The following is a 14855-nucleotide window of genomic DNA, read 5'->3' as shown; positions in this document are numbered from 1 at the left end:
GCGTCGACGTTTGCCCGAAGGGCCTGAACCCGACGAAGGCGATCGGCAAGATCAAGGAACTGATGGTTCGTCGCGCGCTATGAGATCTCGGCGCGCGTGAAATGGCGGGGGTGTCGATGGGCACCCTCGGCTCGGGTGGGGTACACATGCGCATCTGCGCTACGATCGCCGGGCGCATGTTGCCCGGGCATGTTGCCGCTCGATCGACGATCGTTCGTTATCCACACGGCCCGCAATGGTGACGGCACGTTTCCGAACCTCGAAGGATCGGCGAACTTGCGCGCAATACTCGGCTCCCACCGCTACAAATATCGATTCAAAGGCTGCGCGGATCGCGGCCGTCGCTCGGTCCGCCTCGCGCAACGCGATCGACCCGAGAAGTGACTCGTCCGCTCATTGCTCGAGATAGATTTTGAGTCGCATCAGGCTGCGGCGAATCCAGCTCTTCATCGTGCCGAGCGGCACCTGCATGCGCTCGGCCAGCTCCGCATACGATGCGCCGCTGTGAAACGCTTCCCGCAGCACATACGCCTGCCGCTCGCCCAGATGCGCGAGCCCGCGCTCCAGACGCTGGCGCTCCTGGCTCGCCTGCGCGCCGAGGTCGGGCGTCGGGCTTTCGTCGGGGATCGACAGCGCCAGCTCGTCATCGAGCGGCACCTCGCGGTGCTGCCTGATCCGGTCGATGGTCCGATTGCGCGCGAGCGTCATCAGCCATGTCATCGCCGTGCCGCGTCTGCCATCGAATGAATCGGCACGACGCCACGCCGTCGTGAACACGTCCTGAAGCAGGTCTTCCGCTTCATGGCGGTCGCGGATCATCCGGACGATCGCGCCGTACAGCCGTGCCGCCGTCAATCGATACAGCTGCGCGAACGCGTGCTCGTCGCCGGCGGCGACGCGCGACAGCAATTGGTCGAGTTCCGCATGCGCGTCGGAGGCTTCATCGGGCTGAACGACCGCATCGGCGGTGAATTCGGTTCTGCCGCCCGGGCGTGATCTCCCGCGGGACGCGCCCCGGCGCTGCTGCCTGCCTGACTGCAGCGTCGTCGATCGACCCTGGCCGGCGGACGGGCGGAGTGAATCGTGCGACCAGTTCATCGGGAACTCCGCATGGCTTTGAGCTTCCTGCTGTTGCGCGCCCGCGGTGACGAGCGGACGCGGATCATGACCAAGCACTGCGCCGGTGCATTCGTCGCGAATGCCTGCCGCGCGCTTTACGCATTCTTTCCGGACAACAAGGCGAGAAACTCGCGGCGAAGCGACGCGTCCGCGAGAAATTTTCCGCGCATCACGCTGTTGGTCATTTTTGCCTGGTCGTCCTTGGTGCCGCGCCAATGCATGCAGAAGTGCTCGGCCTCGAGCACGACGGCAAGCCCGTCGGGCGAGATGCGCGATTCGAGGAGGTCGGCAATCTGCTTGACCGCTTCTTCCTGGATCTGCGGCCGCGTCATGACCCAGTTCACCAGCCTTCCATACTTCGACAGGCCGATCAGATTCGACGTGGCGCTGGGCAGCACGCCGATCCAGATGCGGCCCATGATCGGGCAAAGATGATGCGAGCAGGCGCTGCGCACACGCAGCGGCCCGACGATCAGCAACTCGTCCAGCCGCTCGACGTTCGGGAACTCGGTCACGGACGGCGCCGCGTCGTAGCGGCCTGCGAACACTTCACGGATGAACATCTTCGCGACGCGCCGCGCGGTTTCGCGGGTGTTGTGGTCGTTGTCGACGTCGATCACGAGCGAGCGCAGCACGGCTTCCATTCCCTGCGCGACTTCGTTTTGCAACGCATCCAGCTCGCCGTCGCGCAGGTGCGCGGCGATGTTGTCGTTTGCATGGAAGCGCGCGCCCGCGTTCTCAAGCCGACGACGAATGATGTGCGACAGAGGAATGCCCTCGTCGATCGCAGTCAAGGTGTGCTCGGGAGCGTCGATCAGATTTCCCATTTCGGTTCGTTTCTCGAGGTTAGGTGGTGCTGCGATGGATCACGACTGAGACGATGCGATGATTGACTTGTGTTCCGTGGGCAAAAACCGTGTGGACGCTGCCGCCATTTCGACGACGCATCCACCGGGTGACGCTCACCTGCGCGCGCACCGGCGTGCATGGCGACCCGGCAGCGTCACCGGAGATCCGGTTCTGATCGCGCACGACGGACCCATCGGCGTTGCCGGGGCCCAGCCGTCGACGTCGCGGAGGAACCGCAATATCGGGTCGTTCTCCGCCGTCTTCGCCGCGAACGTGAGGGCGACGGATTGTTGCAGCTTCGCCAGCACGAGCGCCTCGTCGATGCGGCCGCCGACCGAGCGAAACAGGTGGAAGCCTGCAAGGCGAACCACCGAGAGGGCTTGCGCGCTGCCGGACTCATAGACGATCGCGGCCGCGCGGACACGGCGCGCCTGCGCCAGCGACACGAACTGATTCGCCAGATCCACGTGCAACGACCAGACCTCGGCGATCAGGGCGTCGACATCGAGACCGGGCTGCCGCAGCGCCCGCGACACCGATTCGACACGCTCGCTGACGTGCAGGCCGACTCGCTCGACCGTTTCGTCGGATGCAGTCAGGCCGCCCGTGACGAGCAGCGTCGGGCACGCGCCAGCCGCGATGGTGTTCGATCGCCGTTCAGGCAGTGCGCCGTTCAGACCGGCGCTTGAACACCGGTCGGTCACCTGCGGCGAGCGGCGTCGACAGCGATGGCCGCGTTGCTGCGCGGCGACCCGCAAGCGCGATGCAACCGGCCGGCCGGGCGCCTCACCGGGCTGGTGTGACGGGCTGCGTGCCGTGGCGACGGCCACGCGCGCCATCAGTGAAGCCGGACAGGCCGGGAACCGGCGCGGCTTGATGTCGTGATTGCGTGTTGGCACGGGGCCTCCCTCGGTCGATTCATGCGTCACAGCTGGGATTGTATGCAAATTTTCGGGAAAGTGAAGCAGAAACTCGACTCACCCAATAATTTGTACCGGAAATTTTTGCGTCAAGCGTCCAATCAGGGTCGGAAAATGGCGTTATCAGTGCACTAACGCTCATTACGAGGAGGGAGTTGCATAGAAATAATGCGCGCGAAACGCCTTTCGACGTCATCGAATTGGCAGCGATTCAATGCCTATATGGGCCACAATGTGCGCCTATAAGTGTGCAAATTCGATGCGCTCATCCATCTTGTCTCACTTTTATGCGTCACCGCGTCGGAACACGGCTGTTCGCGCAAGCGAACATGACCGCGCTTTCACGCAAGCGTCATGCAAGCCGACACGGGGTGAAGTGAATCGCCTGGAGGCGATCGCGCACTCTCCAAACCAGACGGCCGTGGGGAAGGGGGATGGGCCGCGCTGACGAGCGCGCCTACGCGCACCGGCGCCGATCGATCCCGGTGAACCGAAGCAGGGCGAGCATTCCGTCTCGGCCCGATCGAAGCGCTATCCCGGCCCGCGCGCTGCTCGCGATCGGCTCATCAATGCGAATTCAACGGCCTGAAGCGTTCGTCTTCATGCCGGAGGGCGACCGCCGATTCCGGCGGCAACGCCCCGAGCAATATCGGACTTCGCCCCAGACCGCCTTCCATTTCTTTCTCCAGCTGAAAGGCAAGCCGCAGGTCTCGCATATCTTGTCAGGCAAGTGCGTCTTGTTGGCCATCGCGAATCACGCGTAGAGAAGGATCACTGGCGAACTGTCCCGTCGATCGATGCTGTCGGCATCGATACGATGCACCGGTCACCGCCGCTAACCATCGCTCACCATCGAATCAGCGCGCATCGTCGCCCAGCAGTTGACGGCGCAACGATTTTGCCCGCGTGCGCGGGTCGAGCCAGATCGCGAAGAACGCGCGCGCAAACGCCGGGTCGGTCACGTCGGCCGTGAGGCGGCCGTTGGTGTAGAAGCGTGCGCCGCGCTCGGGAAAGTACACGCCGCAAAGCACGTCGCCGCGCGATACGTCGGTAAACGCCCGTTCGATATCGCGGCGCCATGCATCGAGTGTCGCAGCCGGCAACGGCGCCGATGCGAGGCGCTCGATCTCGTCCATGCCCGTCGAGACGAGCCGCTCGCCTTTCACGTCGTGACGGTAGGCCAGCGACAACGCAAACGGCGTGTCGAACGCGCCGGGAGACCGGGGCGCCCAGAGCTGAGCGTCGTACAGACAGATGCCCAGTATGCAGAACCGGCCGGATCCGATCAGTCGCGCCGATGCGATATCGTCGGCGCAGCTCGCGCCGGCGTACAGCGGTGCAGCCAGCGCCGCGGCAGCGGCAAGCAACGCAAGCCGGCGCCTCATGTCAGCCGCCCGACGACACGATGAAATGCATCACGTCGGTTCGCCGCTCGGCAAATCCCGCTTCGCAATAGGCGAGATAGAGGCGCCAGGTGCGAATGAACGTCTCGTCGAACCGTTGCGCGCGCACCGAGTCGATGCGTGCCTCGAACGTGGTCCGCCAGGTGCGCAGCGTCCGTGCGTAGTCGTCGCCGAACGCGAGCACCGGTTCGGCGGCCAGGCCGGCCCGCCGCGCGGCATCGACGAAGCGCTCCGGGCTCGGCAGCATCCCGCCGGGAAAGATGAACTCGCGGATGAAGTCGCTCGACGCGCGGTAAGCCTCGAATTGCGACTCGACGATCGTGATCGATTGAATCAGCGCGCGGGCACCGGGCTTCAGGCGCTGCCTGAGCGTGTCGAAATACACCGGCCAGAACGTTTCGCCCACGGCCTCGAACATCTCGATCGACACGATCGCATCGTATTGGCCGTCGACGTCGCGATAGTCGCGCAATTCGAGCGTGACCCGATCGGACAGCCCGGCGCGCGCGATGCGCTCGCGGGCCAGTGTGTATTGCGCCTGCGAGATGGTGACGCCATGCACGCGGATGCCTTGCCGTGCGGCATGCACGGCGAAGCCGCCCCAGCCGCACCCGATCTCGAGCACGCGCATGCCCGCGCGCAGGCCGAGCGAATCGACGATGCGCTGATACTTCGCCGTTTGCGCGTCGGCGAGCGAACGCTGCGCGTCGCCGTCGAAGCATGCGCTCGAATACGTCCACGTGTCGTCGAGCCACAACCCGTAAAAGTCGTTGCCGAGATCGTAGTGCGCGTGGATGTTGCGGCGGCTGCCGGCCCGCGTATTCATCCTCAGCCGGTGACGCAGCGCGTACCAGACGCGTGCCAGGCGGCCGCCGGTCACCGTCTTCGCGATCACCGGCTGATTGCGGATCGCGAGGCGCAGCAGCGCGACGAGTTCGGGCGTGTCGATCCAGCCGGCGCGATACGCTTCCGCGAATCCGATGTCGCCCGCGCGCAGGATCGCACGGCACGCCCGCCAGTCACGGACCTGCAGCGTCGCGGCCGGCTGGCAGTGCGGATCGCCGAACACATGCTGCGCGCCTTCGGGCGTTACAAGCGTCAGGTGACCGTCGCGGATTTGTCGTAGCAGCGCGATGAACAACCGGGCCGAGAGCGGCATCGCCGGTTGCGATGCGGGAGACAGCAGGCGCAGCAAGGTCATGGACGAGCCTCGTGATCGGACATCGCCGAGCGGCCGCGTGGCGACGCGCCCGGCGAACGGGACAATGGCGAATCGGCAGCGGCAGAACGCCCGGGGGGCGTCCTGCCGTGGAACGGCACGCGCGCGAGCCACAGCCGCAACGCTTGCCAATGAATGCGAATAACGACGTTGATCGCGTTCAGCGGCTGCCGGGCCAGCGCGCGCCACGCGCGTGCCGCCGTCAGCGGCGCGGACCGCATGCCGATTGCCGTGCGCAGCAGCAGACCGTCGTCGTCGCGATAGTCGATCGACACGCTCAGATGATCGCCGCGCTGACGCACGCGAAACGCGTAATCTCCGACAACGTCGCAAAACGGCGAGACATGAAACGTCTTGCGGCAGACAAGCACGGTGTCGGCTCCGATCGGCGCGTGGTGCATCGCACTCATCAGGTAGCCGTGGTGCGCACCGAACGTGTTGCGCACATCGGCGTACAGCGCGCGAAGCCGGCCCGCGCGGTCGTAGCAGTACCAGAAGCTCACCGGGTTGAACGCGTAGCCGAAGATGCGCGGAATCGTCTGCAGCCAGATCGGGCCGTCGGCTGGAATGCCGGCGTGCGCGAGGACATCGCGCATCCACGGGCCGAGCGCGCGGCCGTCGCGCGGGCCGTAGTCGCGCAACGCGAGTCCGAGCGGGCGCCAGCGATCGATACCGAACCAGTTGCCATCGATTTCGTCCAGCCGTTCGACGTCGCAGCAGACCTGGAAGACCGGATACGTGAACGCATGGCGCACGGGCCGCAGCCGTTCATGCATCACGTCGCCGACGAGAAGCCGGGCGGCCGTGCCGTCGCGGGCAAAGGGCGCGCTCATGGCTTGGCCCAGGCCGGAGCGACACCGAAGTCGCGGGCGACGCGCAACGCGGACTTCAGTCCGTCCTCGTGAAAGCCGTAGCCCGTCCACGCTCCCGCGAACCACGTATGACGCGGCCCTTGCAGTGCCGGCAGACGTTGCTGGGCGTCGACGGCCGCGAGGTCGAGCAGCGGATGCTCGTAATCGTAGCGACCCAGTTGCGTGCCGGGGGCGGGCTCGTCGACCGGATTCAGCGTGACGACGACCGGCGAGCGGAACGGCAGCGGCTGCAACTGGTTGAGCAGGTAGCTCACGCACACGGGCGACTCGCCACCGCTGCGCCCCGGCCGGCCGCTCAGGTAGTTCCACGCCGACCACACGCGTCGGCGGCGCGGCAGCAACGCCGTATCGGTATGCAGCACCGCGACGTTGTGCTGATAGCGCACGGCGCCCAGCACCTCGCGCTCGGCGTCGCTGGCATCCGCGAGCAGCCGCAGGCTGGTCGGCGCATGGCAAGCCAGCACGACCGCGTCGAACCGCTCGTGACCGGCCGTGTCGGTGACGACGGTCACGCCCGCGTCGTCGCGCCGTATCGCGCGGACAGGCGTATTCAAGCGCACGTCGTCGAGCGTCGCGGCGATGCGCTCGACGTACCGCCGCGCGCCGCCCGGGACCGTCCGCCACGGCGGCCGGTTGTTGACCTGCAACAACGCGTGATTGAGGCAGAAGCGCAGGAACGTCGCCGCCGGAAACCGCAGGATGTCGTTGGCCGCGCTCGACCAGATCGCGGCCGCCATCGGCAGCAGGTAGTGACGCTGGAACGATGCGCCGTAGCCGCCGGCCGTGAGCAGTTCCCCGACCGAAAGGCGCTCCCGGTTCGCCGATTCCAGGTGATCGTGCGCGGACGCGTTGAAGCGCAGGATGTCGCGCAACATCCCGAGAAAAGTCGGCGAGAACAGGTTGCGGCGTTGCGCGAACACCGTGTTCAGGTTGCTGCCGGCCCATTCGAGCCGGCCGCCGTCGACCGAAACCGAAAACGACATGTCGGTCGAATGGGCGGCCACGCCCAGTTCGTCGAACAGCGCGATCAGGTTCGGATAGGTCCGGTCGTTGAACACGAGGAATCCCGTGTCGACGGGGTGGCGTGCGCCGTCGAGGTCGACGTCGACCGTGTGCGTGTGACCGCCGAGATAGTCGGCGGCCTCGAACAGCGTCACGCGGTGACGGCGAGCAAGCAGGTACGCGCTGGCAAGGCCCGCGATGCCGGCGCCGACGACGGCGATCCGCCGGCCAGGCAACGACACTGAAAGTTCCGGGTGCATCGCGAATGGTCTCCGTCAATCACAAGAGCAGGTTCGGGAATGACATATGCGGATATACGAGCCACGGCACGCTGCGGATGCAGCTGCTGCCTTCATTCGCGTTCGCCGGGCGATGCGAAGCCCGGCTTGCCGATCTGGTCCGGTGTTTGCGGCACCCGCCTGAAGCGCGACGTGTCGTAACCCATCGCATCGAGCCGGGCGAGCAGCGAGCGATAGGTGGCCTCGTCCATCGTCGGCTCGCGCGAGAAGATCCAGCCGAGCGTCTTGCCCGGGTAGCCAAGGATCGTGTACCGGTAGTCGGGGTCGATGTAGAGCGTCAGTTGCGTGACATACACAGGCCAGAACAGCCGCACGCGCCATTCGCCACCGCCGCTGCCGGGCTTGACGGAGTCGACGAACCGATAGCGCTTCTCGGGCTGGTCGAAGCCGCCTTTGCGGCCGACGAATGCGTCGTCGATCCGGCCGTCTTCGCGCAGGCTCCACTCGGCCCGGCTGCCGACGAAGTCGCGCTCCGCGAAATACGGGATGTTGGCGATCACGTACCAGCGGCCCATGTAGCGCGGCAAGTCGACGGGCACCGTCGACAGCGGAACGGTGGCGCGCGGATTCGGGTTCGGCGGGCTGCCCGAGCAGCCGGCGGCCCCGATCGCGAGCACCGTCACGAACGCAACGGCGACGCGGCGGAGAACCCGGTGCAACAGGGCGGCCCTCATGCACGCCCCCGGCGCTTGTCGAACAGGTAGTGGGCGACGCCCCATTCCTGTCCGTCGGCATAGCCGAACAGCTCGGCGACAGCCATGTAGAACATCCGCCAGCGCTGGAACCAGATGCGGGCGTCGGCGCCGTAGACCGTTTCGAGAATCGGCATGACCCGGTGGCGCGCCGCGTCGAGCGACGCGAGCCACTGATTGGCCGTGCGGGCGTAGTGAGTGCCGTCGAGCCACCATTGGCGGGCGATGCGCACGTCGTCCTGGAACCGCAGCAGCAGATCGGCCGACGGCATCGTCCCGCCCGTGAAGAAATGGCGCGACATCCAGTCGGTGTCGTCGCGCACCGCGAAGTGATAGGCGAGTAGCTTGTGCGCGAAGATGTGCACGAAGAGCTTGCCGTCGTCGTGCATCCAGCGCGAGATTTTCGCGAGCAGTTGCCCGTAGTTCTTCATATGCTCGAACATCTCGATCGAGAGCACGCGGTCGAAACCGGCGTCCTCGCGACCGAAGTCGAACTCCACCACGTTGCCGGTCACGATTCGCAGATTCGTCAGCCCGCGCTGCGCCGCGCATTGCTCGATGAAGTGGCGTTGACCGTGCGAATTCGACAGGCCGACGATCTGCGCCGCCGGATACCGCTCGGCGAGCCATAGCGACAGCGAACCCCAGCCGCATCCCAGGTCGAGAATGCGCTGGCCGTCCGCCAGCTCGGCGCGCTGCGCGTACAACGCAAGCATTGCCTCCTCTGCCTGCGCCAGCGTCTCGTTGCCACGCGGGTAATGGCCGCACGAATATTTGAGCCACGGGCCGAGATGGGCCTCGAAGAAGCTGCCGGGCACCTCGTAATGCTGCGTGTTCGCCGCGTGCGTCTCGATTGCGATCGGGCTCGCGCCCAGTTCGCGCACCAGTGCGTCGAGGGCCGCCGCGCGCCGTTCGCCGTCATACGCGTGCTCGGCGCGCAGGCGTTGCCGCATGAGCGAGCGCATTCCGGTCCGGATCAGCCGGTCCGGCAGCCAGCCGCGCTCGCAGTAGCGAATCAGCCAGGCGTCGTTGGGTGCAGCCATCGAGGCCGGCGACGGTTGCGAGGTGGTAGCGGTCATGATCGCGTGCTCCGGTCTTCAGGGTGATCGGGTCGAGTGGGGGAAGGGCTGCGCGCCGGCCCCGGTGGCCACGGAACGATGGCGCTGGTCGTGCGCATGTACTCGCGGTAGCCCGGCCGGGTTTGCACCAGACGCGCTTCGAGCAGCGGCAAGCCGGATACTTTGAGCAGCAGCCATGCCATCAGGATGGGCGGCATCAGCGTCAGCCAGCCCCACGGCATTCCGATCGCAAGGGCCGTGTAGGCGAGCCAGTGCACGCACTCGAAAAAATAATTCGGGTGCCGCGAATAGCGCCACCAGCCGATGCGACAGACCTGGCCGCCGTGGTCGGGATTCGCGAGGAACCGCTTGAGTTGCCGGTCGGCGGCAGTCTCTCCGGTCACGGCGGCGATCCAGATCGCGACTGCCGCTGCAATCGCGAACCGGGACGGGGCTTGCGCACTGTATGCGGGGATGAAGAACGCGAGCGACAGCAACATGGAGATCAGTGCTTGCAACTGGAACAGCCAGAACATGTTGCGCGGCGCGGCGTCGCCCCACTGCAGGCGGAACTGTCGATAGCGCGGGTCCTCCGGCTGCCCGCGATTGCGCCGCCACAGGTGCCGCGCGAGTCGCAGCCCCCAGATGCCGCCACCGGCGGCCACGAGCGCGCGATTCAGTTCCGAGCCGGTTGCCAGCACGGCGACGAACATGGCTACGCAGCCGAGCGTCGCGGCCCAGACCGGATCGATCATCCCGGCGTTCCGGGAATGCAATTGGGTAATCCACACTGCCGTGAAGGACACGATCAGTCCGACGAAGGCGAGGAGGGCAACGGCGACGGCGGGCATACGGGCTCCGGGGACGCGATATCCCCTTATACGGAGCCGGCGACCGAACGGATGCAACCGGATGCGACGAGATGCGGCGCGATCCCGTCGAGCGTGAAAGCAACGGGCGGCACGCTGCCGCGCTTTACGCGTTGAGCGCGCGTTGCGCGCGTCAGGCGATATGCATCGAGCCGGTGGCGAGCACAGGCCCGGTGGGTTGGCCGCTCGGCGAGCCGCCGCGAGGCTCGAGCGACACGGCGAGCACCGCGCGTGCACCGAGTTGCGCGACGATCGCTTGCGGCAGCGTCATCGACGCCGGTGCGTTCGACGCGAATACGCCGAGCGAGATCGGCTTCGCATTCGGCGGGATCAGCCACAGTTCCGTCGAGCGATCCGCGGCGACCGGTGGCGTGTTCGCGGGCACCACGACCATCCGGGCACGGCGCAAGTCGACCGTGGCGGTCCATCGTGCAACGCCATCCGCTTGTGCGAGCGTGGCCGCCATGTAGCTGCTGTCGACGGCAGCGGGGCGCTGCGGCGCTTCGCCCACCCGGATCACATTGACCGTGAGCAGCCCCAGCGCCGCCGCGCTCGCGCCAATGCCGACCCAGCGCCACAATGGCAGGCTGTTCCACCAGCCGCCGGCTGGCGCGGAGCGGCGTGCGCGCGGCGGCGGGATGAAGCCCAGGTCGTGCTGGATCCTCGTCCAGATTCGCGCGGGCGGGTCGACGGGCGTGACGTCGTCCGCGAGCGGGGCGAGGCGGCGCTGCCAGCGATCGAGCGTGGCTTGCAACGCCGGATCGCGAGCGGCGGACTGCTCCAGCTCGCGGCGTGCGTCTGCGTCGAGCACGCCGAGGGCGTATTCTGCGCAGCGCAATTCGGAATCGTGATCGGCCGGCGTATTCATTGCTCCAGGCACACCTTCAGCTGCATCAGGCTGCGCCGGATCCAGCTCTTCATGGTTCCGAGCGGCACGCGCAGCCGCGCTGCCAGCTCACTGTAGGTCGCACCGCTGAAGAAGGCCTCGCGCACCGCGCGGCCTTGCTGCGGATCGAGTTGCGCCAGGCAGCGCTCGAGGCGCTGGCGCTCCTGTGTCGCCTCCGCCAGCGCGGCGGGCGTCGGATCCTCGTCGGGAAGCTCCAGCACCTGTTCGTCGTCGAGCTGCGCGTCGCGATGCTGCCGCAAACGGTCGATCGTCCTGTTGCGCGCCAGCGTGATCAGCCACGTCATCGCGCCGCCGCGCGCCGGGTCGAACGCGTCGATGCGTCGCCATGCGGTCGTGTAGACCTCCTGGAGGAGATCCTCGGCTTCCCCGTGATCGTGAAGCATGCGCACGATCGTCCCGAACACGCGCGACGCGGTCAGCCGGTACAACTCCGCGAAAGCCGCCTGATCGCCGGCTGCTGCCTGAAGCATCACCCGATTCAGATGTTCGCGGCGCGCCACATCCGCATCGGCATCGCGCGAAGGGGCTGACTGGTCGAAACCTTTGGCACCGTTCGGCGTGTCGCTCATGCGAAGTGGGTGGCGCGGATCGCCATGGTGTGAATGTCGAGCGAAATATAGCACTGTCGGACGCATTTTGATTGAACGATCTGCGGCCGACCCGCTGCAGGTTGTGCCGGGCGACGCGCGTTGTGAGACCCTCAGCCAGATACGAGCGACTCGGACACGGGGATGCAGGCAGCCGCGACATTCGGCGGATGCTGCAGCCCACCGTTGGTTGGGTGCACAATGGCCGGGTTTCGTGCCTGGAGAGCCATTGAATGAAGCGAAGTACCCTTGGTAGACCGCTGCGGACGGCGAGTGTGATCATTGCGGGCGCAGCACTCCTGCTCGCGGGATGCGCAGGCCTGGCCGGCGGGCCGAGCGGCAATGCGCACGTTCCGCAGCCCGCGAGATCCGTTGATCTCGATCGCTACGTCGGCAAATGGTACGAGTTCGCGCGCTACGAGAACCGGTTCGAGCGGGGCTGCGCCGGCGTGACGGCCGAATATGCGAAGCGGGAAGACGGTCTCATCGGCGTGCGCAATACCTGCCACGAAGGTGGACCGGACGGCCCCGCGCGAACCTCCGACGGGCGCGCAAAGATCGTGGCCGACAGCGGCAATGCAAAGCTGAAAGTGTCGTTCTTCGGGCCTTTCTTTTTCGGCGATTACTGGGTGCTCGATCACGCCGACGACTATTCATGGTCGATCGTCGGTGAACCGTCGGGTCGGTTCCTGTGGATCCTGACGCGCGACGCGAAGCCCTCCGCTGAACAGGCCGCGGCGCTTGTTGAGCGGGTCCGGACGCTCGGTTACGACACGACGATGCTGCTGCGCACTGCGCATTAGGGCGACCACACTGCAACCGGCATGCGCGGCCTCATTAGGTGCGGGCAACGCCGCGTTCCGTATGCGCCGTGCCGATGACGGTTGCGAAGGAGAGGAAGCGGAGAGGCTGGTCGAAGACCGAAGTCGCGTGACGTTGCTCGATGCACGTCACGCGAAACGGCGTCAGCCTCGACGGCGCTAGATGCGCGCGGGGCTGATCGATACAAACGGGCGCCTGCGTACCCGTTCTGTTCGGCGGGGCGTTGTGTTCGCGCCCGATACCGGGCGCGAACCGTTCGGGGGCTAGACCTGCCCGCGATTACGCGAGTTCACCGCGACCACCGTGGGCGACTCGGCCAGCGGGACAAAATGTCGGGTGGTGCCATCCAGCGCATCGATGCCGCCTGTCTCGATGTCGTAGACCCAGCCGTGCAGATTCAGGCGTCCTTGCTCGAGCGCAAGCGCGACGGAAGGGTGAGTGCGCAGGTTCGCAAGCTGCGCGATCACGTTTTCGCGCACGAGCCCGTCGAGCTTCGCGCGCGGCGAGTCGTATTCATGCGCGGCGTTGATGACTTTCGCGGAATCGGCATGACGCAGCCAGTTCGCCACGGCCGGCAGATGATCGAGGCAGGTGCAGCGCGAAATCGCGCCCATCGCACCGCAATCGGAGTGGCCGCAGATCACGATATCCCGAACGCCGAGAACGGCGACCGCGTATTCCACGGTGGCCGACACGCCGCCGGGTTCCGGGCCGTACGACGGCACGATATTGCCCGCATTGCGGATCACGAACAGTTCGCCCGGCTCGCGCTGAGTGAGCAGCTCAGGTACGACTCGGCTGTCGGAGCACGTGACGAACAGCGCCTTGGGGTTCTGTGACGTCGCGAGTTGTTTGAAAAGCGCCTCACGTTGCGGGTAGATGTCGCGCTGAAAACGCAGAAAACCGTCGATGATGTCTTGCATGCTCGCTCCAGAACTTCAGTCGAATGATCAGCGCAGTAGCGGCAGGTACGCCTGCGCGGCGAGCATCATAATGCATGTCCGGCAAGCGTGGGTATGGTGGGGTGACCTTGATTTCTATAAAAATTCCCGGTTCGCGCAATTCAACCTACATAAGCCCATGCGGACCGGCCCTAATAAATACTACTGCGAAATCAAATGGTTGCTGTCTGGGCGCCCAACTGGTGCTACGGGGCAACATGTGGCTGCCGATTGCTCGCGGCTTTAATAATTCAGAGGGTGTAAGACCGGTGTTCGGAGCGGATGTGGTCAGTCCAGTTCGGCGGCGCCGAACACAGTTGGCGACATGGCAAACAGCACCGTCGAAGTCCGGCTACCCAATGGTGGTGCGACGTTGCCTCCTGGCAATGGGGCGCATCTCGCGAATTCACAATGCGTGCTCTGTCACTCCACCGGAATGATAACCCGGCAACCACCGTTGTCGTTTCAAGATTGAAAGGCAGAGGTGGGCAAGATGCGCGCGGGGTACGACGCGCCGCTCGCTGTCGATCAGATTGAGCAGATCGCTCGTTATTTGACCGAGATTAACGGAAAACCGTAGGTTAATACTGAATATATAGTTTGTCGAAGATGAATCCCCTTGAGCTTCAGTGAAGTCGGGGATGGGTTAAACTTTAAACTGCGACTTAAATTCTCGGTCTTGCGCTAAGTCATAAATTTATTAATTATCAGCTATGCCTTAAGTGACCATGTACCGGTGAACAGCGCTCCGGAAACTACTCCGATAGTCGTGAGCGCCACATAGGCGATGTGCAAATGCTGATGCGACGCAAGTCCACGGGTGCCATACGTCAGGATGCCCAGGCTGGCAAGACATGCAAGGGCTTTCAGGGGAAACACAGTTGAACGCATTGTTTCGCTTCTCCAGTGACGCTGGTCGCCCCGCGGGGTTAATGGAACCAGTGCCATTCATCGATGTCGTTGTGCACGTGGACCGCCTAGCGTCGCTACGCTGTACTGTCTGTGCTCGCGCGTACACGGAGGACACTCGTCGAGCAGACGCTCACGGAGCGGGAGGTCATGCGGACGACGCGTAGAATACTAAAGCATGGGTAGCTCGAATAGTTGCTGGAATCCCTCACATACCCGTCAGCACCTCGTGCGACCCAGCACCCCGCGGCCGGACCTGCTGCGGCGCACCAGTTTCTGGGCTAACCGTTTCGGCGCGCGACTTCTAGAATTGGAGAACGGGTCTGCATAGCGATGCAGTGGAGGGCGACAGCGGAGGTTGCCGTGGATTTGCGGTTCTCTTGGGGG

General features: G+C 65.4%; 15 protein-coding genes and 1 pseudogene. 2 read left to right on the top strand and 14 right to left on the bottom strand.

Features of this window, described 5'->3' with window-relative positions; translation table 11 throughout:
* A pseudogene (sdhB, locus tag BTE28158_RS31020) lies at positions 1-83 on the top strand (succinate dehydrogenase iron-sulfur subunit); the annotation flags it as partial.
* Positions 84-393: 310 nt separating this feature from the next.
* Here sdhB and BTE28158_RS31015 read toward each other — a convergent pair.
* From BTE28158_RS31015 to BTE28158_RS30955, 13 genes are all read right to left on the bottom strand, one after another.
* Entirely contained in the window at positions 394-1098 is a 705-nt protein-coding gene (locus BTE28158_RS31015; RefSeq protein ID WP_151049128.1) for a sigma-70 family RNA polymerase sigma factor, read from the bottom strand.
* Between the two features lie 116 nt (positions 1099-1214).
* Positions 1215-1946 (bottom strand): GTP cyclohydrolase I, encoded by a 732-nt coding sequence (folE, locus tag BTE28158_RS31010; protein WP_059608020.1) that lies wholly within the window; start codon positions 1944-1946, stop codon positions 1215-1217.
* Between the two features lie 135 nt (positions 1947-2081).
* Positions 2082-2807, bottom strand: a complete 726-nt coding sequence (locus BTE28158_RS31005; protein ID WP_239007463.1) for a hypothetical protein — start codon at positions 2805-2807, stop codon at positions 2082-2084.
* A gap of 658 nt (positions 2808-3465) precedes the next feature.
* Positions 3466-3636, bottom strand: a complete 171-nt coding sequence (locus BTE28158_RS31000) for a DUF2256 domain-containing protein (RefSeq protein ID WP_151049132.1) — start codon at positions 3634-3636, stop codon at positions 3466-3468.
* Positions 3637-3745: 109 nt separating this feature from the next.
* The gene (locus tag BTE28158_RS30995) at positions 3746-4273 is read right to left on the bottom strand and encodes a chalcone isomerase family protein (protein ID WP_151049134.1); all 528 of its coding nucleotides are present in this window, start codon (positions 4271-4273) and stop codon (positions 3746-3748) included.
* Position 4274: 1 nt separating this feature from the next.
* The gene (locus tag BTE28158_RS30990) at positions 4275-5492 is read right to left on the bottom strand and encodes an SAM-dependent methyltransferase (protein WP_151049136.1); all 1218 of its coding nucleotides are present in this window, start codon (positions 5490-5492) and stop codon (positions 4275-4277) included.
* Positions 5489-6343, bottom strand: a complete 855-nt coding sequence (locus tag BTE28158_RS30985) for a DUF1365 domain-containing protein (RefSeq protein ID WP_151049138.1) — start codon at positions 6341-6343, stop codon at positions 5489-5491. Before BTE28158_RS30985 ends, BTE28158_RS30990 begins: the two co-directional genes overlap by 4 nt.
* The gene (locus BTE28158_RS30980; RefSeq protein WP_059608026.1) at positions 6340-7644 is read right to left on the bottom strand and encodes an NAD(P)/FAD-dependent oxidoreductase; all 1305 of its coding nucleotides are present in this window, start codon (positions 7642-7644) and stop codon (positions 6340-6342) included. Before BTE28158_RS30980 ends, BTE28158_RS30985 begins: the two co-directional genes overlap by 4 nt.
* A 92-nt stretch (positions 7645-7736) precedes the next feature.
* Complete coding sequence (locus BTE28158_RS30975; RefSeq protein WP_059608027.1) at positions 7737-8357, bottom strand: lipocalin family protein; 621 nt, start codon at positions 8355-8357, stop codon at positions 7737-7739.
* Entirely contained in the window at positions 8354-9454 is a 1101-nt protein-coding gene (locus BTE28158_RS30970) for an SAM-dependent methyltransferase (RefSeq protein WP_151049140.1), read from the bottom strand. Before BTE28158_RS30970 ends, BTE28158_RS30975 begins: the two co-directional genes overlap by 4 nt.
* Complete coding sequence (locus BTE28158_RS30965) at positions 9451-10284, bottom strand: DUF1295 domain-containing protein (protein ID WP_151049142.1); 834 nt, start codon at positions 10282-10284, stop codon at positions 9451-9453. The genes BTE28158_RS30970 and BTE28158_RS30965 overlap by 4 nt, the downstream gene beginning before the upstream one ends.
* 151 nt (positions 10285-10435) lie before the next feature.
* Positions 10436-11170: an anti-sigma factor gene (locus BTE28158_RS30960; protein ID WP_151049144.1), complete on the bottom strand. Its 735-nt coding sequence runs from the start codon at positions 11168-11170 to the stop codon at positions 10436-10438.
* Positions 11167-11778 (bottom strand): sigma-70 family RNA polymerase sigma factor, encoded by a 612-nt coding sequence (locus BTE28158_RS30955; RefSeq protein ID WP_124628877.1) that lies wholly within the window; start codon positions 11776-11778, stop codon positions 11167-11169. The genes BTE28158_RS30960 and BTE28158_RS30955 overlap by 4 nt, the downstream gene beginning before the upstream one ends.
* Before the next feature lie 251 nt (positions 11779-12029).
* Between BTE28158_RS30955 and BTE28158_RS30950 the strand changes: the two genes are divergently transcribed.
* Entirely contained in the window at positions 12030-12599 is a 570-nt protein-coding gene (locus BTE28158_RS30950; RefSeq protein ID WP_151049146.1) for a lipocalin family protein, read from the top strand.
* 282 nt (positions 12600-12881) lie between these two features.
* On the opposite strand, the gene BTE28158_RS30945 is transcribed toward BTE28158_RS30950, so the two are convergent.
* Positions 12882-13541: a carbonic anhydrase gene (locus tag BTE28158_RS30945; RefSeq protein ID WP_034203524.1), complete on the bottom strand. Its 660-nt coding sequence runs from the start codon at positions 13539-13541 to the stop codon at positions 12882-12884.
* Between the last annotated feature and the right edge of the window lie 1314 nt (positions 13542-14855).

The organism is Burkholderia diffusa (genome assembly GCF_902499115.1).
GTDB classification, from domain to species: Bacteria; Pseudomonadota; Gammaproteobacteria; order Burkholderiales; family Burkholderiaceae; genus Burkholderia; species Burkholderia diffusa.
This window is presented reverse-complemented; position numbering and strand designations above follow the sequence as displayed.

Excerpts from the sequence above, each read along its gene's own strand:
- BTE28158_RS30985 (WP_151049138.1), bottom strand. The coding sequence starts at position 6,343 with ATGAGCGCGCCCTTTGCCCGCGACGGCACGGCCGCCCGGCTTCTCGTC.
- BTE28158_RS30955 (WP_124628877.1), bottom strand. The coding sequence starts at position 11,778 with ATGAGCGACACGCCGAACGGTGCCAAAGGTTTCGACCAGTCAGCCCCT.
- BTE28158_RS30945 (WP_034203524.1), bottom strand. The coding sequence starts at position 13,541 with ATGCAAGACATCATCGACGGTTTTCTGCGTTTTCAGCGCGACATCTAC.
- BTE28158_RS30995 (WP_151049134.1), bottom strand. The coding sequence starts at position 4,273 with ATGAGGCGCCGGCTTGCGTTGCTTGCCGCTGCCGCGGCGCTGGCTGCA.
- BTE28158_RS31015 (WP_151049128.1), bottom strand. The coding sequence starts at position 1,098 with ATGAACTGGTCGCACGATTCACTCCGCCCGTCCGCCGGCCAGGGTCGA.
- BTE28158_RS30980 (WP_059608026.1), bottom strand. The coding sequence starts at position 7,644 with ATGCACCCGGAACTTTCAGTGTCGTTGCCTGGCCGGCGGATCGCCGTC.
- BTE28158_RS31005 (WP_239007463.1), bottom strand. The coding sequence starts at position 2,807 with ATGGCGCGCGTGGCCGTCGCCACGGCACGCAGCCCGTCACACCAGCCC.
- BTE28158_RS30965 (WP_151049142.1), bottom strand. The coding sequence starts at position 10,284 with ATGCCCGCCGTCGCCGTTGCCCTCCTCGCCTTCGTCGGACTGATCGTG.
- BTE28158_RS30990 (WP_151049136.1), bottom strand. The coding sequence starts at position 5,492 with ATGACCTTGCTGCGCCTGCTGTCTCCCGCATCGCAACCGGCGATGCCG.
- BTE28158_RS30950 (WP_151049146.1), top strand. The coding sequence starts at position 12,030 with ATGAAGCGAAGTACCCTTGGTAGACCGCTGCGGACGGCGAGTGTGATC.
- BTE28158_RS30970 (WP_151049140.1), bottom strand. The coding sequence starts at position 9,454 with ATGACCGCTACCACCTCGCAACCGTCGCCGGCCTCGATGGCTGCACCC.
- BTE28158_RS31000 (WP_151049132.1), bottom strand. The coding sequence starts at position 3,636 with ATGGCCAACAAGACGCACTTGCCTGACAAGATATGCGAGACCTGCGGC.
- BTE28158_RS30975 (WP_059608027.1), bottom strand. The coding sequence starts at position 8,357 with ATGAGGGCCGCCCTGTTGCACCGGGTTCTCCGCCGCGTCGCCGTTGCG.
- BTE28158_RS30960 (WP_151049144.1), bottom strand. The coding sequence starts at position 11,170 with ATGAATACGCCGGCCGATCACGATTCCGAATTGCGCTGCGCAGAATAC.
- folE (WP_059608020.1), bottom strand. The coding sequence starts at position 1,946 with ATGGGAAATCTGATCGACGCTCCCGAGCACACCTTGACTGCGATCGAC.